Raw genomic sequence first — 21,349 nt, 5'->3', positions numbered from 1 at the left:
CCGTTAGAACCATGGCACTCAGCATGACTCTTCGCGTCGCAGGGATCGATTTGGATGACGCGACCGTCGGTTCCGCACTCGCCAGCGATCTTCCCCTTCTGCTCTGGCAGGGCGACGACCGCTACGCAACCGCAACGTTCGACGTCGACGAGCACGATGCTGTCGCTCGGACGGTCGATGTCGCGCGCACGATCGAAGCGATAGCACCGGGCGCGAAGGTGCAGGGCACCGACCGCGACCTCGTCTCCACCACGGAGATCGCCTCTCGCGTCGGGGTGTCACGAGAAGGCGCACGGAAGTGGACCAAGGAAGCCGACTTCCCGGCCCCCTTCGCGATCATCGGCAGCCGCACGAGCACGTGGCCCTGGGCGACTGTCACCGCATGGCTGCTCGAATCCCGCGGCATCGATATGGACGAGACTCTCCCCTCCGAGTCGCTGCTCACCCAGATCGACAACTACCTCTTCCGCAACCCGGATGCCACCACGGTGCAGTGGCACGAGCTGTCCACGAACATCGAAGGTGGGCGCCCGCAGCAACGGTTGAGCTCCCGCCGCACCAGTACGGTCCGTGTCGAGAATTGGACTCAGATCTCGCAGGATCGTTCCTCGTGGAGCCTTTCCAGCCACACAGTTTCGACAGCCGAGGTCACCGCATGGGGACGCTGACGATCGTTGACAAGGACATTGAGCCGACGGTGACGGCCGACGAGGTTGCCGCCGTCATTCGCGCGACGCGAGTCGCGAATGTGCGGCTCGATGAAGTCCACGCGGGTCCTCTCGCCGTCGACGGTGGAGATCTCGTTTACGACGTGCAGGCAGAGCACCCGAAATTCGCGTACGTCGAGGAGGCCCGGCAGATTCTCGTGCGGATCGAGCACGGCGTACGGGTCTCGGCAGAAGAATCCTCCGAGCGGACCACCGAGATCACCGTCGCGCATGTCATCTCCTTCGACCTTGCAGACGATCTCGAGGCACGCCCTGCCGCGCTCGCGGCGTGGGTCGAGTCGAACGTCTACTTCCTTGCATATCCCTACGTGCGAGAGACGTTGACATCCCTCACCTCGCGCATGGGGCTGCCCCCACTCACCCTCGATTACCTGTCTCGCGACGAGCGACCCTTCCGTCCAGCTGCCGATGAGGACTGAGCACCACTGACCTCCTGCGTACGCCAGGCGTCGAGACTGACCACGGCGGGATCCTGCTGATCTTCGCGCTGCTGCAGCGGTCGGTGGCGGCACTGCGGCGGGAGAAGGTGTGTGCCGGCCGAAGGGCGAGACGGAGCGCGGCCCGGCCGACGGAGAGCAGCGTCGCTCTCCAGAGAGAGAGCTCGGCTGGTCCGAAAAGTCGCCTTACTCCGAGCGGCGAAGGCTCCGGGAAGAGAAACGGCGCCGCGGGCGTTGTCCCTCGGGTGCTGCGCCGTCCGGCGCCGCCTGCCGACGAAAGGTGCTCCATGTCAGTCCCGCTCTCGATCCTCGACCTCGCCACCGTTGCCCGCGACCAGAGCGTCGCGCAGGCGCTGGAGGGCACGGTCGCCCTGGCCCAGAAGGCGGAGGAGACCGGGTACGAGCGGGTCTGGTACGCCGAGCACCACAACATGGCCTCGATCGCGTCCTCGGCCACCTCGGTGCTGATCGCCCACGTCGCTGCGCACACCAGGACCATCCGGCTGGGGGCAGGCGGCATCATGCTGCCCAACCATGCCCCGCTGGTGATCGCCGAGCAGTTCGGCACCCTCGAGACGCTCCACCCGGGGCGGATCGACCTGGGGCTGGGCCGGGCCCCGGGCACCGACCAGAACACGATGCGCGCACTGCGCCGCAGCGGCGCCTCTGCCGATACCTTCCCCGAGGACGTCATGGAACTGCAGGCCTACCTGCAAGGACAGTCCCGGATCCCGGGCGTGAACGCCTATCCGGGCAAGGACACCGACGTCCCCCTGTACATTCTCGGCTCCTCGCTGTTCGGCGCCGGCCTCGCCGCCACCCTCGGCCTGCCCTACGCCTTCGCCTCGCACTTCTCTCCGGGCGCCCTGCACGAGGCGATCGCGCTGTACCGCCGCGAGTTCCAGCCGTCCGAGCAGCTCGAGACGCCTCACGTCATCGCCGGTTTCAACGTGATCGCCGCCGATGACCAGGCTGACGCCGAGCGCCAGCAGCACGAGATGATGCGCAGCCGGGTGGCCCTGCTGCTGCGCCCGGGCACCGAGTACACCGACGAGCAGGCCGATGAGCTGCTCGTCGCGCCTCAGGCCCAGCACCTGCACCAGATGGCGACCTACAGCGCCGTCGGCACCCCCGACGTGGTCCTGGACCAGGTCACCGAGTTCGCCGAGCAGACCGGCGCCGACGAACTCATCATCGCCCACCAGGGACCGCGGGTGGAGCAGCGGCTGCGGTCCGCCGAGCTGCTCGCCGAGGCGTATCTGGGCTGAGAGGCGCTGCCTGCCGCGGCTCGTCAGCTCGTCACTCGTCGCGGCTCCACTCCTGAGCGGGGAGGGTGTCCCAGAGGGAGGTGTACGCCGCATCGATCGATCCGTCGGCGAGTGCCCGGGTCGCCGCCTCGAGCGTGATCACAGTCTGCCGGATCAGGTATCCGCTGCTGCGGGCCCGAGCACGTAGTCCTCGTAGAAGTGGTCGGACAGGCCGCGCATCTCGAACAGCAGGGTGGCGATGCCGTACTCGACCGCCAGGCCGTTGCGGCTGATCATCTCGGCGGAGCCACCGGCGTACTTCCCGAGCAGGCCCCAGCCGGTGGAGTCGACCGCGTCGTGGACGACCACGCCGAGGCGCTTGGAGCGCTCGACCAGATCCGGATCGGCGTTGCGGCTGGTGGGTGGAGGATCGAACCGGAGACCCGCTCGTCGCCGATCGCACTGCAGGCGCCCTGGTGGTGCAGATCGATCATGTAGTCGATGTCGTAGGCGGCGAGCGGGACCTTCCCCGACTCGCGACTCGCCTCGAGCAGGGCGGCGAGGCGGGAGGCATAGGCGGGGTCGTCTGCCGCAGCACCGACGGGCGTCAGCGCGGCGAGAAGCTGGTCGGCGACCACCTCGGCGCTCCACCAGGCGGGGATCGACCTGCGCCATGGCGTGGTTTCCACTCGAGGTCGCTAGTTTCCGGTAGTGCCGGGAGTCAGCTGGGCGAACACGCCCCGGACGAACCCGCCGCCGCCGAATGCCGCTCCGGTGCGGACGACTGAGGGGCACCACCCGCTCGCGGGGGGGAAGCCGGTGACCCACACCAGGTTCGGCGTCCCGTTCATCCTCTCGGGCTCACACAGCAGCGGCATCAGCCTGGGCCGGCTCATGGCGAGGTGCACGGTCTCGCTCCGCCCCCTTGTGTGCTCGGAGCGCTCGCAGAGCCGACACGATGGCGACGAGATCGACCACCTCCTGCAGGAGCGCACCCGCCACTGCGGGCAGGTAGCCGAAGGCGGCGACGAGCATCAGGCCCACCGAGATGATGATGCCCATCCAGATCGACTGCAGCGCGATGTGCACGGTGCGCCGCGACACATAGGCGACGTCTGCCACGCGTGCGATGTCGTTCGAGGTGATGACCGCTGCGGCCGATTCGCTCGCGACGGTGGCTCCCCGGCCTGCCATGGCGATGCCTATGTCCGCTGCTGCCAGCACCGGGGCGTCATTGATGCCGTCACCGACCATGAGCACGGGCCGCGGCCGGATGGCCTGCACGATCTCGACCTTGGTCTGGGGTGTGGTCTCGGCGTGGACCGTCTGGATGCCCACCGTCTGCGCGACGGACTCGGCGGTCGGCGCGACGTCCCCGGTCACCATCACGATCTCTGCCACGCCGGCTCCCCGAAGGCGGGAGATGGTGTCTGCCGCGTGCGGACGGATCGGATCGGACAAGATGATGGTGCCGGCCAGTTCGTCACCGACCGACACATACACAGCCGTCTCCCCGGCGCGGAGCTCGGGTCGGTCGATCGATCCGGTCGCCTCCTCGATGAAGGCGGGCTTCCCGACCCGCACCACGGCGCCCCCGGCCAGGTGGGCGAGCACCCCGTTCGTCGCGACGGGGCCTACCCCCGGTTCGTGGACACGGGGGTGTTTACGCTGCGAGCGCTAGCTTAGCGGTGTAGGCGCGCTCGTAGGCGTTCGGGGACAGGTAGCGGCACCAGGAATGGCGGCGCTTGGTGTTGTAGCGGGTCAGCCAGCGGAACATCTTGCGGCGGGCGGTGAGCTCGTCGGTGAAGCACGCGGCGTCGCGGAGGACCTCGCGCTTCGTGGTCGCGTTGAACGATTCGGCCATCGCGTTGTCGGCGCTGGAGCCGACGGCTCCCATCGACTGGGTCACGCAGAGCCGCTGGCAGAGCTCGGCGTAGGCCTTGGAGGTGTAGACGGACCCGTGGTCGCTGTGGAAGATCGCTCCTGCCAGAGATCCACGGGCCGCGGCGGCGGCCTTGAGCGCGTCGGCGACGAGGTCGGTGCGCATGTGATCGGCGATGGCCCAGCCCACCAGGCGGCGGCTGTAGCAGTCGATCACTGTGGCCAGATACAGGTTCCCGCCCCCGCCGGCCTCGGATAGCGGCAGGTAGGTGATGTCGCCGACGTAGCGCTGGTTCGGCGCCTCGGCGGTGAAATCCCGGCCCAGCAGGTCAGGAACGACCTGGTCGGCCGGCTCCGGCACCGTCGTGCGGTGCTTACGCTTCTTGACGTAGCCGCTGAGGCCGGCCTCTCGCATCACGCGAGCGACCCGCTTGTGGTTGACCCGGTCCTCGGGCGCGGCCCCGTCGTTGAGCTCTGCCGTGATCCGCGGGGCACCCTGGGCATTGTCGTCCGCGTGGATGATGCGGATCCGCTCCAGCAGCTCGCCATCGGAAGCGGCCCGCGCGGACCGAGCCGGGGCGCCTGTCTGCCAGGCGTAGTAGGAGGAACGCTCGATCTCGACGAGCTCGCACAGTCGCTTCACCGGATAGGTGGTGGAATGGTCGGCGACGAACTGGAAGCGACTCACCAGCGCGTCTCCCCGGCGAAATACTTCGCGGCCTTCTGGAGGATCTCCCGCTCCGTGGTGAGCTTCGTCGTCTCCGCTCTCAGCTGGGCGTTCTCTGCCTCCAGCCGAGCCACGCGCTGCTCGAGCGGCTCACTAGGATCCGACGTCGGAGCGATCGGCGCGGACCGCAACGGGCGGTCGGTCAGCGTGCCGTCAGCCGCGGTCTTCTTTCCGGTCCCGTGGGTCTCCAGCCACTGCCGCAACGTGCCCCGGACGATCCCGAGGTCCTCCGCGATACCGCGGACCGTCGCTCCCGGTGTCGACTCGTACAGGTCAACCGCCTGCTGGCGAAACTCTTCGGAGTAGTGCTTCCTGGCCATGGTTCATGATCTCGCTTCCCCAGCAAATGCTGGAATCAGCGTGTCCACGAACAAGGGGCAGGCCCCGACCTCGTCAGCATTCGTCACGTCCGGCAGCTCGAGCTGCTGCGCTCTCGCGGCTGCCACGATCGGATCGGCGAAGACATGCACGGAGTACTGCTCCGCGGCAGCTGCCAGCTGAAGCGTCTCGCTGCTGCTGCGGGAGGCCGGGTGGATAACCACCACGTCGGCCTTGCCCTGCGTCAGGGTGCCTGTTTTATCGAACGCGGCGGAACGCACCCGGGCGAGCATCTCCAGGACGCCACCGTCTTTGATGATGACGTTCAGCCGTGCGGCTGAGCTCATGCCCCCCATGAAGGCGACCGGGGCGGCGATGAGCAGCGGGCAGGGCGTGGCCACCACGAGCACCTCGGCGAATCGCACCGGGTCCCCGCTGAGGAACCAGGCGAAACCAGCGATGAGCAGCGCCACCACCGTGAAGGGCACGGCGTACCGGTCGGCGAGCCGCACCATCGGTGCGTGGGATTCCACGGCTCGTTCCACCAGTCGCACGATCGACGCATAGTTCGAATCGGCCGCCATCTTCTGCGCACGCATCGTGAAGCTCGCGGTGCCGTTCACCGTGCCCGAGAGGACGTGGTCGCCGGCGCCATAGCTCACCGGGATCGGCTCACCGGTCACCGACGATTCATCGATCGTCGCGTGCTCCGACAACAACTCCCCGTCAACGGGGAGGATCTCCGAGGATCGCACCAGCAGCTCGTCACCGACCTGCACTTCGTCGATCGTGATGCTTTCGACCTCGCCTGTGCTGGGGTGGATTCTCTGCGCGAACGCTGGAGCTCGGCTCATCAGCTGGTCGAGCTCACGGCTGGCGCGGCGCGCGGCCAGGTCCTCCAATGCTTCGCCACCGGTGAGCATCAACGCGATGATGAGCCCCGCGACATACTCCTGCACCGCGAGGGTCGCGATCATGGCGATGACCGCGAGGATGTCGAGCCCCCAGTGCCCACGCATCAGATCCCGCACCATGTCGATCGCCGTCACGACGATCACGATGCCGAGCACCAGGTACGCGGTGACGGCGAGAGCGGTGGTCTGGCCCGTCGCCCAGAGCACCAGCCCGGCAGTCAGTCCGATGATCACGAAGATCATGAACTTGCGGCGGCGGAGGAACTCCACTGCCCGCGACGTCGAGGACGGCGCTTCTCGGGTGGGTGAGGCGATGGTCTGTGTCGGCATTTCTACGCCCTCGATCTTTCTTCCTGAGTGTGGAGAGCGGACTGAGGGGACTGATGCGCGATCAGATGTCCGTTGAGGTCAGGCCGCCAGAACGACCGCTGGCTTCATTATCGCCTCGTCTTCGAAGGGGGTCAATCGGCCGACCGTGCTTGTCTGCGGTGATGACGCTCAGCCGCGCTCATCCTCGGTGAGCGGCACCGTGCGAGCAGCGGCGTGATGCTCGAAGAGATCCTGGATACGCGCGACATAGTCAGAGTCGTCCGCGCGAGGTTCGATCGGTGGGATCGCGGCGAGGATCTGATCGGCGATCATCTCCGCACTCCACCAGGCCGGAATCGTTGTCCCGGCAAAGTCGCGCACGGGCTCGTCGGCGTCGTCCAGCGAGGTGTAGGCAATCTGGTCGAAGAATTCTTCGCGCGGGTGCCCGCCCGGCACCTCGGAGTCGCGGCCGACGAACATGCGGATGTTGAGGCCGTTGGGGGCCCACAGCGTGACGAAGCGGATCCGGTGGTAGCCGCGCTGGTGGAGGAGGGTGACCGCCTCGAGGACCTGCTGGCTGAACTCGGTGCCGGTGACCGTGGGCGCACCCATCGACGTGCCGTGCAGATCGTCATAGACGGCGACGGGCATCGGGACCTCGAAGTAGTGCTTCTCCCGCTTCGCCTCGAGGCACACTCGCAGCTGCTCCCCCGCGAGGTCGAGCACCCGCATCTCGGACGGATCGGCGGAGCGGACGTTGGTGACCAGGTAGAGGTGCGAGCCGGGGACCTCCTCGAGCGCGGCGACCTGGTTCGGCTCAAGCCAGAGATCGTCACCGCGGCCGGCGCCGCCGAAGGCCTTGATCGCGATGAGGCGCTTCTCGCCGGTGGTGTTATCGATGCTCTCGACGTCGACACGGCTGCCTGGGATGTGGCGTGCGTCGACGGCGGTGCGACCGGCGGCCCTCTCGTGCGCAATGACGTACGCGATCGCCCGGTTCTCGGTCTCGTAGTTGGACATGGCGAGGAGCTTCGGTGGCTTCATCAACAGATGGTGGCACGGTGGGCCGACGGACGGAACAGCTTCGGCGATAGCGCAGCGGCCAGAATCGGACCATTGCGCAGGATGACCGGCCATTGCGACGTTGGGACGGCGACGAGATTCCCGCCGACCAGCAGAGATGTTTGGATCTAATCGCCACATGTCTCCCACCGCTCATACGATGGGCTCACCAGCCGGGGCCAGTAAAGGGAGCCGCATGTCATCGCATCCACCGATCCATGTCGTGGGGGCGGTCATCATCCGTGATGGTCTTGTCTTTGCGGCCCGTCGTAGCCCTGAGCGCAGTGCCGGCGGCCTGTGGGAGTTCCCCGGGGGCAAGGTCGAGCCCGGAGAGCAGCCGACGGGAGCGCTGCACCGTGAGCTCGCCGAGGAGCTGGGAATCGAGGTACAGATCGGGGATTTGGCCTCACGGCAGACGACCCCGGTGGGCTCCGCCCTTATCGATCTGGCGTGCTACTGGGCAGAGCTGACCTCCGATGCGCCAACGACCAGCACGGATCATGACCAACTGGGATGGTTCCCGCCCGAAGAGTTGGCCACGCTGGACTGGTCGCCAGCAGATGTGCCGATCATCCGGGATGCCTTCCTCAATGGCGCGCCGCAGCACCTGGGGAATCGATGAGTGAAGCTCACGCTCTGGATCCCGGACTCTATGAGCTCCTGGTGACGACAGGGCTCACCGCGGCGCTCGGTGGCCAGACCCATGAACCACACGACCGGACCTTCGCAGACGTCGATGCTGCAGACGCGCCGCACGTCCTCACGCAACACCTGAGCGCGGTGATCTCCAGAACGCTCGCCGCGCTACCGGTAGAGGAACAGATCGACACTGCGAACCGTCTGCTGCAGGCGATTCCGGACGCAGTGCACTCTGAAACGGTGACGTCTGGTCCGCAGCTTCTCACCTCTGTGACGGCACCGATGTCACCGCCCCCACGTCGGCCGTCGACGCCTTTGACTGACGTCGCGCTATTCACGAACTCTCGCAGTGATCCGCAGCTCGGTTCGGAGCTTCGGCTCGAGATGGCGAGTGCCGACAGCATCGATCTGCTGTGTGCCTTCGTGCAATGGAGTGGCATCCGAGTTCTCGAGGATGCGTTGCGCGCAGCCGCCGAGCGCGGCGTCTCCATACGGGTGCTGACCACGACATACATCGGCGCCACGGACCGTCGCGCACTCGACTACTTCGCCCGGGAGCTCGGCGCGGAAGTTCGAGTCAACTATGACTCGCAGTCAACGCACCTCCACGCGAAGGCGTGGATGTTCCACCGCAACAGTGGATTCCCCACCGCCTACGTCGGCAGCTCGAACATGAGCCGCACAGCACTGGTCGATGGCCTGGAGTGGAACGTTCGACTGTCCAAACACGCGACGCCAACGCTGCTCGACAAGTTCTCCTCGACGTTCGCGACCTATTGGGACGACTCAGCGTTTGCGCCGTATGACCCGGACACCGATGCCGAGTACCTCGACCAGATGCTGGCGAAGAATGGGGCACGACGCGGCGATGGCGAGGTCAACGTCAGCCTTCTCGACGTCCGCCCGTACGCGCATCAGCAGATCATGCTTGATGATCTGCAGTCTGAGCGGGAAACTCACGACCGGCACCGGAACCTGCTCGTCGCCGCAACCGGCACCGGGAAGACTGTCATCGCTGCGCTGGATTACAAGCGGCTAGCCCAGGGCGGACCGCGACCGAGGCTGCTCTTCATCGCTCATCGGAAGGAGATCTTGGAGCAGGCACTACACACCTATCGCGCGGTCCTCAAGGAGCCAGCTTTCGGTGAGCTACTCGTCGGGGGCGCGCGCCCCACCCGAGGACAGCACGTGTTCGCCTCCGTACAGTCGATCTCGCGGGAAGCCGAGTTGGAGCGTTGGAACCCGTCGCACTTTGACGTGGTCGTCGTCGACGAGTTCCACCACGCCGAGGCCTCGACATACCGACGGCTACTCGACCATTTCTCACCTCGTGAGCTTCTTGGCCTGACGGCAACGCCCGAGCGATCTGACGGAGTGAACGTCGCCAACTTCTACTTCGAAGGCCGCATAGCCAGCGAGCTTCGGCTGTGGGACGCGTTGAAGGCCGATCTGCTCGTGCCCTTCCACTACTTTGGCGTCGCCGATGGCAGTGACCTGCAGGGCATCCGCTTCACGCGAGGGCGCTACGACCTCAGCCAGCTTTCTTCCCTCTACACAGGCAATGATGCTCGCGCTCGCATCGTGCTGAAGACGGTCGCCGACAAGGTCACCGATCCCTCCCGGATGAAGGCGCTCGGATTCTGTGTCAGCGTTGACCATGCCCACTACATGGCAGAGGTCTTCAACGCCGCCGGGATCCCCTCGCTCGCCCTTTCGGGTGAGTCGCGAAGTGGGGAGCGGCGTGAGGGACTGCAGAGACTCCGCGATGGGGAGCTCGCGTGCATCTTTGCGGTCGACATTTTCAATGAAGGCCTCGACATTCCCATGATCGATACGGTCCTCATGCTGCGCCCCACTCAGTCAGCGACGATCTTCCTGCAACAGCTGGGGCGCGGCCTGCGTCGTACCGAGGGCAAGGCAGTCCTCACGGTCCTCGACTTCGTCGGACTCCAGAACGAGAGTTTCCGCTTCGACCTCAAGTACCGGGCGCTTACAGGTCTCTCCCGCAACAGGCTGGAGAAGAGCATCCGAGACAAGTTCCCGTTCCTCCCGCCTGGCTCACAGATCGTCTTCGACGAGGTCGCCGAAGACATCGTTCTGCACAACGTGAAGCAGCAGCTACGCCTGGCCACAAAGGATCTGATTGCCGACGTCCGGCAGCATCTGCCTGAAGCGACAGATCCAAGCCGTTACACGCTAGGTTCATACCTCACCGACGCGGAGCGCGGCATGGCGGACGTATACGGCACCAGCGATCGCACCTACCGCGGCGAGAAGCAGCCGGCATCATGGAAAGCACTGGTGGACTGGGCCTTCCCTACGGGCGCCGCGCGTCTCGAGGACCCTGAGGCCATGGCTCTGTTCAAGAAGGTTGGCAACCTGGCGCACGTCGATGATCAGCACCGCATCGACCGGTACCGAGAGCTCCTCACAGCCGCCGATCTTCCGGCAGACATCGACACGAATCTCGCCGCTGCGATGCTCTACTTCACCTTCTGGCCGTCCGGACATGGTGGCGGAATCCGAGCAGGCCTCGAGAGGCTACGGAGCCTGCCCGAGCTCGTGAAAGAGGTGAACCACATCCTCGGCTACCGCGAGGCCACGGTCCGGACGCTCCCCCAGCCTCTCCCCGGCGCTCTGGGCGTCTCGCCACTTCGATCCCACGCGCAGTACTCCCGAGAGGAGTTGCTCGCTGGCCTGGGTCTAGGAACGCTCGATGCTGGCGCTCCCGGAGCGATTCGTGAGGGAGTCAAGTGGATGCCGTCGCTGAAGACCGACGCACTGCTCGTGACGCTGAAGAAGTCTGAGGCTGACTACTCGCCGACCACGCTGTACCACGACTACGCGATCAACCAGGAGCTCTTCCACTGGGAATCGCAGAGCACCACCAGCGCCACCAGCCCCACGGGGCTGCGTTACCAGCACCACGGCGAACTAGGCTCACACGTGGTGCTTTTCGTCCGCCGTGCAAAGACCGGTGATATCGGCACCGAGCCGTACACCTGCTTGGGCACCGCACAGTTCCAGAGCTACGAGGGCTCGAAGCCGATGCAGATCCTGTGGAAGTTGCACCGCCTGGCGCCGGTCGAGCTGTATCTCGAGGCGCGAGCGGCAGCATAACCGTCCGCTACCCGGCGACGTCACGCCAGCTCGATGCATTCAGTACTAAGTACTCGAGGAACGAGCTCGCACCATCCCGAAGACCACCATCCCCACCACCGGCAGCAGCGGCCACCACCAGGTCACGCCGCTCTCCCCCACCACGCCCACGTTCGCCATCACCGCGAGCCCGGCGATCACGGTGACCGCAGCAAGGATCGGCTTCCAAAGCGGGGGCGCGGGCCTCTCGTCCGCCCGCGGCGTCTCGAACCGGCCCATCACGAGCACCACCACCCCGGTGAGCACCAGCAGCACCAGCGCCCACAGCGGCCTGGTCGCCCACCACACCCCGCTCAGCGGCTCGGGCAACAGTGCACGGGCGTCGACCGCCAGCAGCAGATGCGCGAGGCCCACCATCACGGTGAGGTGCCACAGGAACCAGGTCATGATCCGCTGGTTCACCAGCACGGTGACGAACCACAGCCGGGGCCGGCGCAGCAATGCGGTGAGCGGCTTCTCGAGCAGGAGCACCAGCCCTGCCTGGAGCATGCCGAGGAACGCCATCGTGATGCGGGTGGGGCTCGAGTTGGAGATCTCGTCGGCCGCGGAGGTGATCATCGAGACCGGGTATGGGCCCACCAGCACGAGCAGCAGCAGGCCCACCAGTCCGATCGCAGCAAGCAGCAGCCGTCGGCCTGACCCCGCAAGCCGGCCGTCGAGCCAGGCGTAGCCGACCTGGTGGAACGCCGCCCACACCAGTAGGTAGTTCGGGTATCCGAGCAGCGGCTGGTCGGCGACGAGGCTGAGGGCGTCCACGGCGCCGGCGAGCGCGATGCCGCCGATGATCGACCACCAGCCGAACCTCTCCCACAGCACCAAGCACGGGGGCGCCACCAGGATCACCATCAGATAGGCGGCGAGGAACCAGGTGGGGATCAGCGCCATCTGGGAGGCCAGCTGCACGGTCGCGTTCGGTGCCCCGGCGGCGACGGCAACCACCCCGATCACGAGCCAGGCGAGCAGCAGCGGGATAAGCGGGATCCCGAGACGACGCAGCCTCGTGCGCAGCCACTGCGCGTACCCCACGTCCTTGCGTCTCGCGGAGCGCCAGGAGAGGGCGTTGGAGTAGCCACCCACCAGGAAGAAGATCGGCATCACCTGGAACACCCAGGTGAGCGGGTGAGTCCAGGTGGCGCCGTCGAGCACGCCGTGGGGCAGGATGCCGCCGTCGGCGTCGACCGCGATGATCGTCCAGTGCCCGAGCACCACCACGGTGATCGCGGCAGCGCGCAGGAAGTCCACCACGCGGTTGCGGGAGGCCGGCGTGGCGGCGTCCACCTTCTCGGCGCGGCTCATGCGGGTGGTCGTCATCGCGGAACTTCCCCTCGTCTCGCTCCCCCACCGGCGGTGGGCCCCGGTCGGCCGTGACAGGGGCAGAACCGCTGGAAGTGACGTCAATCTACCGGAGCGGCGCGAGGCGCAACGCCGGATCCCCCGGGTGCGGCGGCGGGAGCAAAGCCGCTACCGCGGCGCTGGAGGATCTGCCAAGCTCGCTCCCATGACCGGACACCCCCAGCACTCCGCCCCGCACCAGCACCGCGCCCCGCACGATCACGTCACCGCGGCCCCCTCCCTCTCCCCCGCCGAGCACTGGGAGCAGCGCTACTCGGGCCAGGAGCGGATCTGGTCAGGCCATGTCAACGCGACGCTCGCCGACGTGGCCGGTGCGTTCACCCCCGGCACCTCGATCGACCTCGGCTGCGGCGAGGGCGGGGACGTGCTCTGGCTCGCCGAGCACGGCTGGCAGGCGCGGGGTCTGGACATCTCCGAGACCGCCGTCGGCCGTGCCAATGCCGAGGCCGAGGCGCGGGGCCTCGACAACGCCATCTTCACCGCGACGGATCTGAGCACGTGGCAGCCCGAGCCGGATTCGGCAGATCTTGTCACTGCGTCGTTCTTCCAGTCCGAGGTGGCGCTGGACCGCACGGAGATCCTGCGGCGTGCGGCCTCCGCGCTGCGCCCCGGCGGCTACCTGGTGACCATCTCCCATGCCGCCCCGCCCTCCTGGTCCGACCATCACCCCGCGCACATGATCGACGTGCGCGCGGAGGCGGAGCAGCTCGCACAGCCCGTGGCCGACTGGGCGGTGGAGGTCGCCGAGGATCGCACGCGCCCTGCCGTCGGCCCCGATGGCGCCCCGGGCGAGCACCTCGATGCGGTGCTGGTGCTACGCCGCCGCTAAGCAGCCGCGCACGTCAGTGGGTCACGTCAGTGGGTCACGGTAGTCTGCTGGTAGAGAGTGAGAGCGGGCCTGCCGCCCGCCAGCGTGTATTGGCTGGCTCCTCCCTCCGGAGGAGGTGCGGTGACCTGGGCGGTCGGTAGGCTCATCAGTGTCTCTGCGGTGCTGGATCCCGTCTCTGCCGTGCTGGGTCCTCTGCGGTGCTCGATCGGTCGCACCGCGGCGAGCCGTCCCACTCGATGCTCGGCACGACCGGAAGGTAACCGCCCCCGTGCAACGGATCGACGAGTCCAGCGCCCCGCGGCCCCGGGTGCTCGCCTCCGCCGCGTGGCGGATCGCGCTCTCGATCCTCCCGCTCGGCGCAGGACTGGCCGCACTGCCGGCACTGCTGCCCGCCGCACGCGACTTCTCGGACCCGACGACGCTCGCGCTCCGGATCGCCGCCGGATTCGCACTGACCGCCCTGACGATCGCCGTGATCCTGTGCCTGATCCGCGGCGCGGATGGTCGGCGGATGCGTGATGCCGGGCTGACGAGTCCGCGCACCGGTTGGCGGCTCGCCGTCTGGGGTGCGCTGCTGTGGACCGTCCCGGCGGCGGCGACGTTCGGCGTGCTCGGGCTGCTCAGCACCCCGCTGACAGTCACCGTGCCGGGGCCAGATCTGACGAGGACCGTGCTCCTGCTCCTCCTCGCGGTGCTGGCCGCCGAGGCCATCCCCGAGGAAGCGGTGTTCCGCGGCTACGTCACGCACGCCCTCGGAAGGGTCACCCGCGGGTGGTGGGTCATCGTCGCCCAGGCGCTGCTGTTCACGCTGTTCGGAGCGCTCCTGCGGCAGAGCTGGAACCCGGTCGACCTCTCCCTGTTCCTCGTGATGGGGATCGGGTTCGGCTGGCTGCGCCTGCTCACCGGCTCGATCTGGATGTCCGTCGGGTTCCACGCTGCGTTCCAGACCGGAGCCCAGCTGGTCCTCACCCACGAGGTGCTCGCCTTCGCCGGCGGGACCGGCACGGCCATGCTCGCGCTGGGCATGGTCCCCTTCACCGTCGCGGCGACCGTCACCTCCGCGCTGGGTATCCCTCGCGTGGTGCACGCGGGGTCGCGCGCATCGCACGAGCGGACTGGCTCGGGGGCCTGACTGAACCGGACGAACGGGCCCGAGGGGTTCCGTCGGCCCCGCCGTGCCGGGTGCTCAGGGCAGGATCGCGTCCGTGTACCCGCCGTCCACGCGCAGCGCCCCGCCGGTGGTCGCCGAGGCGAGCGGCGAGGACAGGTAGACGACCATGTTCGCAATCTCCTCGGGGCGGATCAGGCGCTTCAGCAGGGACTGCGGGCGGTGCAGGCGCATGAACTCCGCCTCCGCCGCCTGCCACGGGAGGGCCGGGTCCACCAGCTGGTAGACGAAGTCCTGCACACCCTCGGTGTAGGTGGGGCCCGCGATCACGGAGTTCACCGTGACCCCGGTGCCGGCGGCATCCTTCGCGAAGCCGCGGGAGACGGCCAGCAGCGCCGTCTTGGAGACGCCGTAGTGGATCATCTCGGTCGGGGTGACGATCGCGGAGTCGCTGGCGATGTTCAGGATCCGGCCCCAGCCGGCCTCCTTCATCCGCGGCAGGGTGGCGCGGATCAGCCGCACCGAAGCCATGACGTTCACGTCCCAGTAGCGCTGCCACTCGGCGTCGGTGATCTCGAGTGCCCGCGTGGCACCGAAGACGCCGAGGTTGTTGACCAGCACGTCCACCGCCCCTGCGGCGTCGAGCGCGGTGGTGAGGCCGTCATCGGTGGTGACGTCGCCCGGTGCGGCGATCAGCAGTGCAGGGTCGATGCCGGAATTGGCGAGGGTCGTGAGCGCCTCCTGCACCCGCTCCGGGGTGCGGCCGTTGACGGCCACGCGGGCACCCGCCTCCGCGAGCCGCTGGGCGATGGCGAGGCCGATGCCCTGCGTGGAGCCGCTGACGAATGCTGTCCTGCCGGTCAGATCGATGCCGATCATGTGTGGGTTCCTCCCCTGGAAGTTGCGTCGTGGGTCGAACGCAGGAGGGGCTGGGATCCTTCCCGGCAGGTCATCACCCGATGCGGTACCGGGGACCGGGGCCGCGCTCAGGCGGGGTCGGTCACTCGCAGCCCACCCCGTCGCCATCCCGGTCCAGGCCCTTGCGGTAGCCGGGATCGCCCTTGTGCACCGGGGCGGCACCGGCGTCGCGAGCCGCGTCGCAGTTCTTGAAGTAGACGCTGCCGCCGCTGTCCTTCACGGGGGCGGGAGCCGGGTCCGCCTTGGGCGCGGGTGCAGGCGCCGGTGCCGGGGCGGGCGCGGGAGCCGGGTCCTTCTTCGGCGCCGGATCGGGATCCTTCACGGGAGCGGGCGCGGGTGCCGGGGCGGGCGCCTGCGTCGGCTCTTCCGAGGTGGCCACGACGTCGCCGCCGCCGGTCGCGGGCCAGTCATGGTCGTCCTCGATCGCGAGGAAGCCCTCGCAGTCCGCGAGCACCCCTTCCATGGCGTCGGCCTCAGCGGGCTTGATCCACAAGTCGTACTTGTCCTTCACGGCGATCTGCCGGGCCACGTACTCGCAGCGGTAGTCCTTCTTCGGCGGCAGCCAGGTGGCGGCGTCGCCGGCGCCCTTCTGCTGGTTCAGGCTCGATTCCACTGCGAGGAGGTTCAACGGGTCGTTGGCGAACTGTCGCTTCACGTCATCGCTCCAGGTCGAGGCGCCCGTCTGCCAGGCGTCGGAGAGCGCCACCACGTGGTCGATGTCGATGGTGCTGTTGGCGCGGTCGAAGTGCACGGTGGCTCCGCTGTACGGAGAGTCGAGAGTGCCGAGCAGCACCACGCAGCCGTTCGAATCGCCCTTCAGGGTGATCTCGCGCAGATCGCGGCGAAGGATGTCGTTACGGGTTATCTCCAGTCCGCATTCTAATCCGAGGCACATGCGGCACAGCTCATGCGACACGCCGTGCCTCGGTGTTATCCCACAGTTGTGAGGCACAGTGGCCTACGGTCCGAACGTGCCTTGGCGTGTTGAACGTGCCGACTTCGAGGATGGCCGCAGTGGTCATCTCGTCGTCGACGACGAGTCGTTCCAGCCACAACCTGAAGTGTTGGAGTTCGTCGCTGCGATGTACGCGACCGATCGCTCGGCCAACACGGTGCGGACGTACCTGCGGCCCGTCGCGGGGTTCCTGAATTGGTGCGAGGCCCAGGGCGTGGAGTGGCGGCGCGTGACGATCCTTGATATGGCTCGCTTCAAGCGGTCGCTGGAGGCGGCTACGACGCGTACCGGGCGGGTTCGGGCGCCGTCGACGGTGTCGGTTCATCTGACGGCGGTGAGCGAGTTCCTGCGGTACTGCGCTGCCGCTGACCTGATCGCCTCTGAGGTGCCGATGCAGCTCGTCGAACGTAAGTGGATGCCGCGCGCTGCAGGACTCGGGCCGCTGTTGGAGTCCGGGTACGTGCGTCACGTCCGGGTCAGCGCGCTGCGGGTGCGAGCGGTAGAGCATGCGCCGGAGACGCTGTCCGAGAGCCAGCAGCGGGCGCTGATCGAGGGCGCGTCCTCGGCACGGGATCTGTTCCTGGTGCGGTTGCTGCTCGACGCCGGGCTGCGCATCGGGGAGGCGCTCGGGCTGCGGTGGGAGGACATGCATTTTCTGCCTGACTCGAGCTCGCTGGGCTGCCCTCTCGCCGGCGCGCACCTTCACGTTGTGCGTCGCACGACGAACAGCAATGGCGCTTTGGCGAAGAGCCTCCGGTCACGCTCTGTTCCGGTTCACGACTCACTCGTCCGCCTCTACCGGGATTACCGGTTCGAGCGCGACGAGAAGCTGGTTGGCAGCGCGCCGTGCGACGTCGTGTTTGTCAACTACACGGGTTCCCGAACCGGGCAGGCGATGTCGTACTCGAATGTCTACCAGTTCGTGAAGCGCCTTGCTGCGCGCCATGGGTTCCGGGCGAGCCCACACATGTTCCGGCACACCGCTGCTACCGGCTGGGTCGACAGCGGCGTCCAGGCCGATGTCGTCCAGGAGTTGCTCGGCCATGCGCAGGCGAGTTCGACGGAGATCTATCTCCACCCCTCACGCGAGCGGATGCGTGAAGCTGTCAATGCGGTGGCGAGAGGACGATGATGAGCACGGTTGTCTCGATTGCCGAATGGCGCGAACCGGCAGAGGAGCCTCGGCCGCCGTGGGCTGCGTACCTCGAATCGAACCTCGACGCCGTTTGGCGCGAGAAAGAGTGGGATCCAGAGACGCTCACCTTCTCAGGCGACCCGGACAACCCGATGACCGGGGTGAACATCTGTGCCACGCCACGGTGTTCGACGTTGATTGATCGCAGCAAAGTGGGCAGGTGCCTCAAATGTGCTCGGGCGCGTCGCGTCTGGACCGGCGGCGATTTCGATACGGAGTACGTGCCGGTGCGCCGTCGGGTGGGCGGGCTGCCCGCGACCCCGCACATGTTCACGGTGGCTGACCTGGCTCCGACGGCCCGCTGCGAGGTGCTCGCCGGATTGCAGCATCGCGACCGTGAAGGGATCGAGCTGCATCCGGTCGTGGTGTGCGGCGTTGTGCGGATGCTCGAGGGCGCTGAGTCGGTGCTCGATGTCCGTGACGAGGGCGCTCCGGCGCGGACGCTGGGCTTGTTGCGCGCGATCCAGGCCAACACCCGACGTTTGCGTGCTCGTCACGCAGGCCGCGACGGCACAGAAGGGGAGGTCTGGGACTGCGCGCTGGTCGGCCTGCGGTCCGCACGCGACCGTCGCTACACCGCCGTGACGGGGTTTCTCGACTTCACTGTGGTGCGCCAGGAGTGGCTTCGGCACATCGTTTTGGAGACGACGCGCGCGCTGCGACCATCCGTCGCAGAGGTGCGCCAAACGCTGCGGGCCGCATCCATCGCTTCCCTGACGCTGGCCGGGCGGCCCAACGGCGAGAACCCCTCGGGCCTGTCGATGGGCGATATGACGTCCATCTTCGACGCGTTCGCACGGGCAGTCGATCCCGCGACCTCGAAGCCGTACTCGCCCTCGCATCGCCAGTCACTGTGGAGCGCGTGGAAGCGCTTGATCGAGACCGGACGACGGGCGGGCCTGATGGACGAGGTGCCGGGCACGTTCGCGATCCCGGCCGACAAGCGCATGCCCGTGCCCGCTGCCCGCGAGGACGAGCTTGGCTCGGCGATCCCCGAACCATGGATCGCGTACCTCGACACCAATCTCGAGACCCTCGGCCGTTCGACGACCTACACCGCGAACGAGTGGACCGCCGACGACTTCGCCCTGCTCTACCAGACCTTCTACCAGGTGCTCCGCGACACCGGTCGACGACCAAACGAGATCGCGAGCCTGCGACGCGACCCCCTCGAGCTCAACGCCGCCGAGGCCTCGCTGATCTTCGACAACCGCAAGGCCGGACGCCATGGCCGACGGCTGCCAATCACCTCTGACACCGTCAGGGTCATCCGCACCTGGAGTGACCATCTGGGCAGGCTCCAGGTTCCGGACGCCTGCGCTGGGTTCCTGTTCCCCGCTCCCGGTGCCCGCAACCGTGCGCGCCGCGGCCACTTGTCCAGCACCCAGTTCGGCAAAGTCTTCCGCTCGTGGGTGGACTCCTTGGACACGCCCGCCGACCTGCCGCCCGATTCGCGAGCCTTCGCAAGGACCAAGATCGACCCCTACGGTCTACGGCACGCCTACGCGCAGCGTCACGCCGACAACGGCACGCCCGTCGACGTCCTGCGTGAACTGATGGACCACGTCAGCATCGAGACCACGATGGGCTACTTCACCGTCTCACTTCGCCGCAAGCAGGACGCCGTGCGCCTGATGTCGCAGTACGCCACCGACAGGTTCGGCCGTCCGGCACCGTTTGCAAGCGAACTGGCCTACGAGCGCGCCAGCGTCGCCGTCCCGTTCGGCAACTGCACCGAACCGACGAACGTCGCCGCTGGCGGCAAGTCCTGCCCCATCAGGTTCCAATGCGCCGGATGCGGCTACTACCGTCCCGACCCGTCCTACCTGGACGCGGTCGAGACGCAAGTACGCGCCCTGCGCACCGACCGAGAACTCGCGATCGGAGCAGACGCGGCGCAATGGGTCGTGACGAACCTCGACGAACAGATCACCGCGTTCGCTGGTATCGCCGAGTCGTTGCGAGCGATGATCGCGGACACGCCGCCACAGGAGCAAGCAGATCTGCTGGAGGCAGGATCAACGATGCGCAAGGTCCGCCAGACGCAGGTGTTCATTCCCCTCGACACCGTGAGACACCGCCCATGAGCACCCGCGAGGAACGGATTACGAGACTGACGGAGCGACGACGCGCCGACAGTGCCCGCAAGCAGGCCGCTGCCCTGGCGGCGATCGAGGATCTCCTTCGCGCGGGACAGGCGGTGTCGTTCGCTGCCGTCGAACGCTCCGCGCGGGTCTCGTCCTGGTTCGTCTACAACAACGCCGAGGTCCGGACCGCCATAGAGGCGGCCAGGTCACGCCCGCCAGCGGAAGCAACTACAGCCCCCACCGCCGCACCCGCAGGCCTGCGCGCCGACCTCGCATTGGCACGCGCAGAAATCAGACAGCTACGAGAAGAGCGCGACCGACTCCTCACGCAGGTCCGGCGCGGCCTGGGCAGCGCGTTGGAAAACCGCGACCGCGAGGGGCTCCTGGAGCAGGTGCGCGACCTGGAGCGCCAACGCAACCTGCTCAACGCCGAACTACACGCGGCCAGGACCGACCTCGCCAAGTCACAGGAGAACCTCCAGCTCCTCGGCGAAGAACTCGAAGCCGCGCGCGCTGCGGTACGCCGCATGATGCGTGCGTCCGCTAAGACGCCCGCTACCTGAGGCTAAGTGGACTGCCGCGAGAGCGGTGACGCTGACCCGACCGTGCGGCAGCTGCTCTTGCCGCGACCACGGCTGAGCACGAAGTCCCGCCGATGGTGCCAGGCATGGCGACGCTGGCCGCGCGCCATCAAGATGACCACGCTTCACGTGCTGAGCTTCTCGACAAGGAGAGCTCGGCGGATTCGCCCGCGGAGTCGTGAACTCAGACGAGCGAGCGTCGGCGCACGGTGACGATGAGCGCACCGCAGAACAGAGCCAACGGCGATAACCAACGCGAGGGTCGGAGTTGCGAGATCGATGACCGTTCCGCCAGCGGCGCTGCCAAGAGACACAGCCACGAGATTCGTCGCAATCATGGAGGTGTAAGCCACCGTCAGCTTCGAACTACAACTAGGCACTGTGATGTCCAGCAAAGCTGACATGGCGATGCCTGCGGGCGTCCCCATCGCCCCCAGCAGGAACATTGCAACAACGGCCAGTAACGGCCAGCTGACCAACCATGCGAGAAGCGCTGCCGCGAGGGCGGCGCAGATCAGCGACAGAAGCATCGCCGGAGGCTGCCAGACCAGTTCCGACTGCCGTAGAGCACACCCGCCGTCAGATCGCCGAGAGCGAGCGCGGTGAAGGCAACACCTACGAGGCCGGGGCCGGTTGCATCAAGCACCGCAGGCAGTCCCACCGTGATCGCGCCGGTGGAGATACCGAAACCCATCGTGGCCAGCAGGACCGTGACGTAGCCGCGAGTCAACAGCGCCGGACTCGTTCGGGCTGAGGATGACGGTGGGGGCTGTAGTGGCTGTCCCTGGTGCGGCTCGGCCACGAGAAGATCCATCGGCCGATGATCCCCTTCGATGCGGAGATCCCGGCTCCCACATCGGCCGATCTGCAGCACTGATCGCACGGACCCGAGATACGATCGC

The 21,349-nt window shown here is 67.3% G+C and carries 19 protein-coding genes and 1 pseudogene; 10 read left to right on the top strand and 10 right to left on the bottom strand.

Annotated features, from left to right (window positions below; translation table 11 throughout):
• The first annotated feature begins 23 nt into the window (after window positions 1-23).
• The 3 genes from ACT3UF_RS07030 (at window position 24) to ACT3UF_RS07020 (ending at window position 2,433) form a co-directional block, all read left to right on the top strand.
• Complete coding sequence (locus ACT3UF_RS07030) at window positions 24-668, top strand: helix-turn-helix transcriptional regulator (protein WP_442332929.1); 645 nt, start codon at window positions 24-26, stop codon at window positions 666-668.
• The gene (locus tag ACT3UF_RS07025) at window positions 656-1,147 is read left to right on the top strand and encodes a hypothetical protein (RefSeq protein WP_442332928.1); all 492 of its coding nucleotides are present in this window, start codon (window positions 656-658) and stop codon (window positions 1,145-1,147) included. The genes ACT3UF_RS07030 and ACT3UF_RS07025 overlap by 13 nt, the downstream gene beginning before the upstream one ends.
• A 305-nt stretch (window positions 1,148-1,452) precedes the next feature.
• On the top strand, window positions 1,453-2,433 hold the full coding sequence (locus ACT3UF_RS07020; RefSeq protein ID WP_444501914.1) for an LLM class flavin-dependent oxidoreductase: 981 nt from the start codon (window positions 1,453-1,455) through the stop codon (window positions 2,431-2,433).
• Window positions 2,434-2,464: 31 nt separating this feature from the next.
• On the opposite strand, the pseudogene ACT3UF_RS07015 reads toward ACT3UF_RS07020, so the two are convergent.
• From ACT3UF_RS07015 to ACT3UF_RS06995, 5 genes and pseudogenes are all read right to left on the bottom strand, one after another.
• Window positions 2,465-2,930, bottom strand: a pseudogene (locus ACT3UF_RS07015) (carboxypeptidase); the annotation flags it as partial.
• A 343-nt stretch (window positions 2,931-3,273) separates the two neighbouring features.
• Window positions 3,274-4,026, bottom strand: coding sequence for an HAD-IC family P-type ATPase (locus ACT3UF_RS07010; RefSeq protein WP_444608203.1), 753 nt, complete (start codon window positions 4,024-4,026; stop codon window positions 3,274-3,276).
• A gap of 49 nt (window positions 4,027-4,075) precedes the next feature.
• Window positions 4,076-5,340 (bottom strand): IS3 family transposase gene (locus tag ACT3UF_RS07005; protein WP_377802425.1). Its coding sequence is split into 2 segments (ribosomal slippage): window positions 4,076-4,998 and window positions 4,998-5,340, totalling 1,266 coding nucleotides; the frame shifts between segments, so codons are not numbered across the junction.
• 3 nt (window positions 5,341-5,343) lie between these two features.
• On the bottom strand, window positions 5,344-6,582 hold the full coding sequence (locus ACT3UF_RS07000; RefSeq protein ID WP_444608202.1) for an HAD-IC family P-type ATPase: 1,239 nt from the start codon (window positions 6,580-6,582) through the stop codon (window positions 5,344-5,346).
• A gap of 168 nt (window positions 6,583-6,750) precedes the next feature.
• Window positions 6,751-7,605, bottom strand: coding sequence for a protein NO VEIN domain-containing protein (locus tag ACT3UF_RS06995; RefSeq protein ID WP_444501976.1), 855 nt, complete (start codon window positions 7,603-7,605; stop codon window positions 6,751-6,753).
• A 157-nt stretch (window positions 7,606-7,762) separates the two neighbouring features.
• Between ACT3UF_RS06995 and ACT3UF_RS06990 the strand changes: the two genes are divergently transcribed.
• Window positions 7,763-8,245 (top strand): (deoxy)nucleoside triphosphate pyrophosphohydrolase, encoded by a 483-nt coding sequence (locus tag ACT3UF_RS06990; RefSeq protein ID WP_444501977.1) that lies wholly within the window; start codon window positions 7,763-7,765, stop codon window positions 8,243-8,245.
• Entirely contained in the window at window positions 8,242-11,382 is a 3,141-nt protein-coding gene (locus ACT3UF_RS06985) for a DUF3427 domain-containing protein (RefSeq protein WP_444501978.1), read from the top strand. Before ACT3UF_RS06990 ends, ACT3UF_RS06985 begins: the two co-directional genes overlap by 4 nt.
• Before the next feature lie 45 nt (window positions 11,383-11,427).
• On the opposite strand, the gene ACT3UF_RS06980 is transcribed toward ACT3UF_RS06985, so the two are convergent.
• A complete protein-coding gene (locus ACT3UF_RS06980; protein ID WP_444501979.1) occupies window positions 11,428-12,732 on the bottom strand; it encodes an acyltransferase family protein in 1,305 nt (434 codons plus the stop codon).
• A 187-nt stretch (window positions 12,733-12,919) separates the two neighbouring features.
• Between ACT3UF_RS06980 and ACT3UF_RS06975 the strand changes: the two genes are divergently transcribed.
• Together ACT3UF_RS06975 and ACT3UF_RS06970 are read left to right on the top strand one after the other, a co-directional pair.
• A complete protein-coding gene (locus ACT3UF_RS06975; protein WP_444501980.1) occupies window positions 12,920-13,603 on the top strand; it encodes a class I SAM-dependent methyltransferase in 684 nt (227 codons plus the stop codon).
• Between the two features lie 268 nt (window positions 13,604-13,871).
• Complete coding sequence (locus tag ACT3UF_RS06970; protein ID WP_444501981.1) at window positions 13,872-14,735, top strand: lysostaphin resistance A-like protein; 864 nt, start codon at window positions 13,872-13,874, stop codon at window positions 14,733-14,735.
• 54 nt (window positions 14,736-14,789) lie between these two features.
• On the opposite strand, the gene ACT3UF_RS06965 is transcribed toward ACT3UF_RS06970, so the two are convergent.
• Both ACT3UF_RS06965 and ACT3UF_RS06960 read right to left on the bottom strand, forming a co-directional pair.
• A complete protein-coding gene (locus ACT3UF_RS06965; RefSeq protein ID WP_444502072.1) occupies window positions 14,790-15,587 on the bottom strand; it encodes an SDR family NAD(P)-dependent oxidoreductase in 798 nt (265 codons plus the stop codon).
• Window positions 15,588-15,711: 124 nt separating this feature from the next.
• On the bottom strand, window positions 15,712-16,524 hold the full coding sequence (locus ACT3UF_RS06960) for a GmrSD restriction endonuclease domain-containing protein (RefSeq protein WP_444598931.1): 813 nt from the start codon (window positions 16,522-16,524) through the stop codon (window positions 15,712-15,714).
• 76 nt (window positions 16,525-16,600) lie between these two features.
• Here ACT3UF_RS06960 and ACT3UF_RS06955 point away from each other — a divergent pair, with 76 nt between their 5' ends.
• Genes ACT3UF_RS06955 through ACT3UF_RS06945 form a run of 3 tightly spaced genes read left to right on the top strand, consistent with a single transcriptional unit; the run spans window position 16,601 to window position 20,429 of the window.
• Window positions 16,601-17,716 (top strand): tyrosine-type recombinase/integrase, encoded by a 1,116-nt coding sequence (locus ACT3UF_RS06955; RefSeq protein WP_444598930.1) that lies wholly within the window; start codon window positions 16,601-16,603, stop codon window positions 17,714-17,716.
• Window positions 17,716-19,866 (top strand): tyrosine-type recombinase/integrase, encoded by a 2,151-nt coding sequence (locus ACT3UF_RS06950; RefSeq protein WP_444598929.1) that lies wholly within the window; start codon window positions 17,716-17,718, stop codon window positions 19,864-19,866. The genes ACT3UF_RS06955 and ACT3UF_RS06950 overlap by 1 nt, the downstream gene beginning before the upstream one ends.
• Window positions 19,863-20,429 (top strand): DUF6262 family protein, encoded by a 567-nt coding sequence (locus tag ACT3UF_RS06945; RefSeq protein WP_444598928.1) that lies wholly within the window; start codon window positions 19,863-19,865, stop codon window positions 20,427-20,429. Before ACT3UF_RS06950 ends, ACT3UF_RS06945 begins: the two co-directional genes overlap by 4 nt.
• A gap of 143 nt (window positions 20,430-20,572) precedes the next feature.
• Here ACT3UF_RS06945 and ACT3UF_RS06940 read toward each other — a convergent pair whose 3' ends face one another.
• Window positions 20,573-20,977: a hypothetical protein gene (locus tag ACT3UF_RS06940; RefSeq protein WP_444598927.1), complete on the bottom strand. Its 405-nt coding sequence runs from the start codon at window positions 20,975-20,977 to the stop codon at window positions 20,573-20,575.
• Window positions 20,962-21,261 (bottom strand): hypothetical protein, encoded by a 300-nt coding sequence (locus tag ACT3UF_RS06935; protein ID WP_444598926.1) that lies wholly within the window; start codon window positions 21,259-21,261, stop codon window positions 20,962-20,964. Before ACT3UF_RS06935 ends, ACT3UF_RS06940 begins: the two co-directional genes overlap by 16 nt.
• Window positions 21,262-21,349: the final 88 nt, after the last annotated feature.

Origin of the sequence: Brachybacterium sp. AOP24-D1-21, assembly GCF_052378665.1 — a bacterium.
Classification (GTDB): Bacteria; Actinomycetota; Actinomycetes; order Actinomycetales; family Dermabacteraceae; genus Brachybacterium.
Note: the sequence above shows the minus strand (reverse complement) of the source record. Positions and strands in the feature narration are given on the sequence as shown.

What these genes read in the sequence shown, in the direction of transcription:
- ACT3UF_RS06935 (WP_444598926.1), bottom strand. Translation starts at nt 21,261, where the DNA reads ATGGATCTTCTCGTGGCCGAGCCGCACCAGGGACAGCCACTACAGCCC.
- ACT3UF_RS06985 (WP_444501978.1), top strand. Translation starts at nt 8,242, where the DNA reads ATGAGTGAAGCTCACGCTCTGGATCCCGGACTCTATGAGCTCCTGGTG.
- ACT3UF_RS06975 (WP_444501980.1), top strand. Translation starts at nt 12,920, where the DNA reads ATGACCGGACACCCCCAGCACTCCGCCCCGCACCAGCACCGCGCCCCG.
- ACT3UF_RS06945 (WP_444598928.1), top strand. Translation starts at nt 19,863, where the DNA reads ATGAGCACCCGCGAGGAACGGATTACGAGACTGACGGAGCGACGACGC.
- ACT3UF_RS07020 (WP_444501914.1), top strand. Translation starts at nt 1,453, where the DNA reads ATGTCAGTCCCGCTCTCGATCCTCGACCTCGCCACCGTTGCCCGCGAC.
- ACT3UF_RS06950 (WP_444598929.1), top strand. Translation starts at nt 17,716, where the DNA reads ATGAGCACGGTTGTCTCGATTGCCGAATGGCGCGAACCGGCAGAGGAG.
- ACT3UF_RS06960 (WP_444598931.1), bottom strand. Translation starts at nt 16,524, where the DNA reads ATGTGCCTCGGATTAGAATGCGGACTGGAGATAACCCGTAACGACATC.
- ACT3UF_RS07025 (WP_442332928.1), top strand. Translation starts at nt 656, where the DNA reads ATGGGGACGCTGACGATCGTTGACAAGGACATTGAGCCGACGGTGACG.
- ACT3UF_RS06990 (WP_444501977.1), top strand. Translation starts at nt 7,763, where the DNA reads ATGTCTCCCACCGCTCATACGATGGGCTCACCAGCCGGGGCCAGTAAA.
- ACT3UF_RS06940 (WP_444598927.1), bottom strand. Translation starts at nt 20,977, where the DNA reads ATGCTTCTGTCGCTGATCTGCGCCGCCCTCGCGGCAGCGCTTCTCGCA.
- ACT3UF_RS06980 (WP_444501979.1), bottom strand. Translation starts at nt 12,732, where the DNA reads ATGACGACCACCCGCATGAGCCGCGCCGAGAAGGTGGACGCCGCCACG.
- ACT3UF_RS07030 (WP_442332929.1), top strand. Translation starts at nt 24, where the DNA reads ATGACTCTTCGCGTCGCAGGGATCGATTTGGATGACGCGACCGTCGGT.
- ACT3UF_RS07000 (WP_444608202.1), bottom strand. Translation starts at nt 6,582, where the DNA reads ATGCCGACACAGACCATCGCCTCACCCACCCGAGAAGCGCCGTCCTCG.
- ACT3UF_RS06995 (WP_444501976.1), bottom strand. Translation starts at nt 7,605, where the DNA reads ATGAAGCCACCGAAGCTCCTCGCCATGTCCAACTACGAGACCGAGAAC.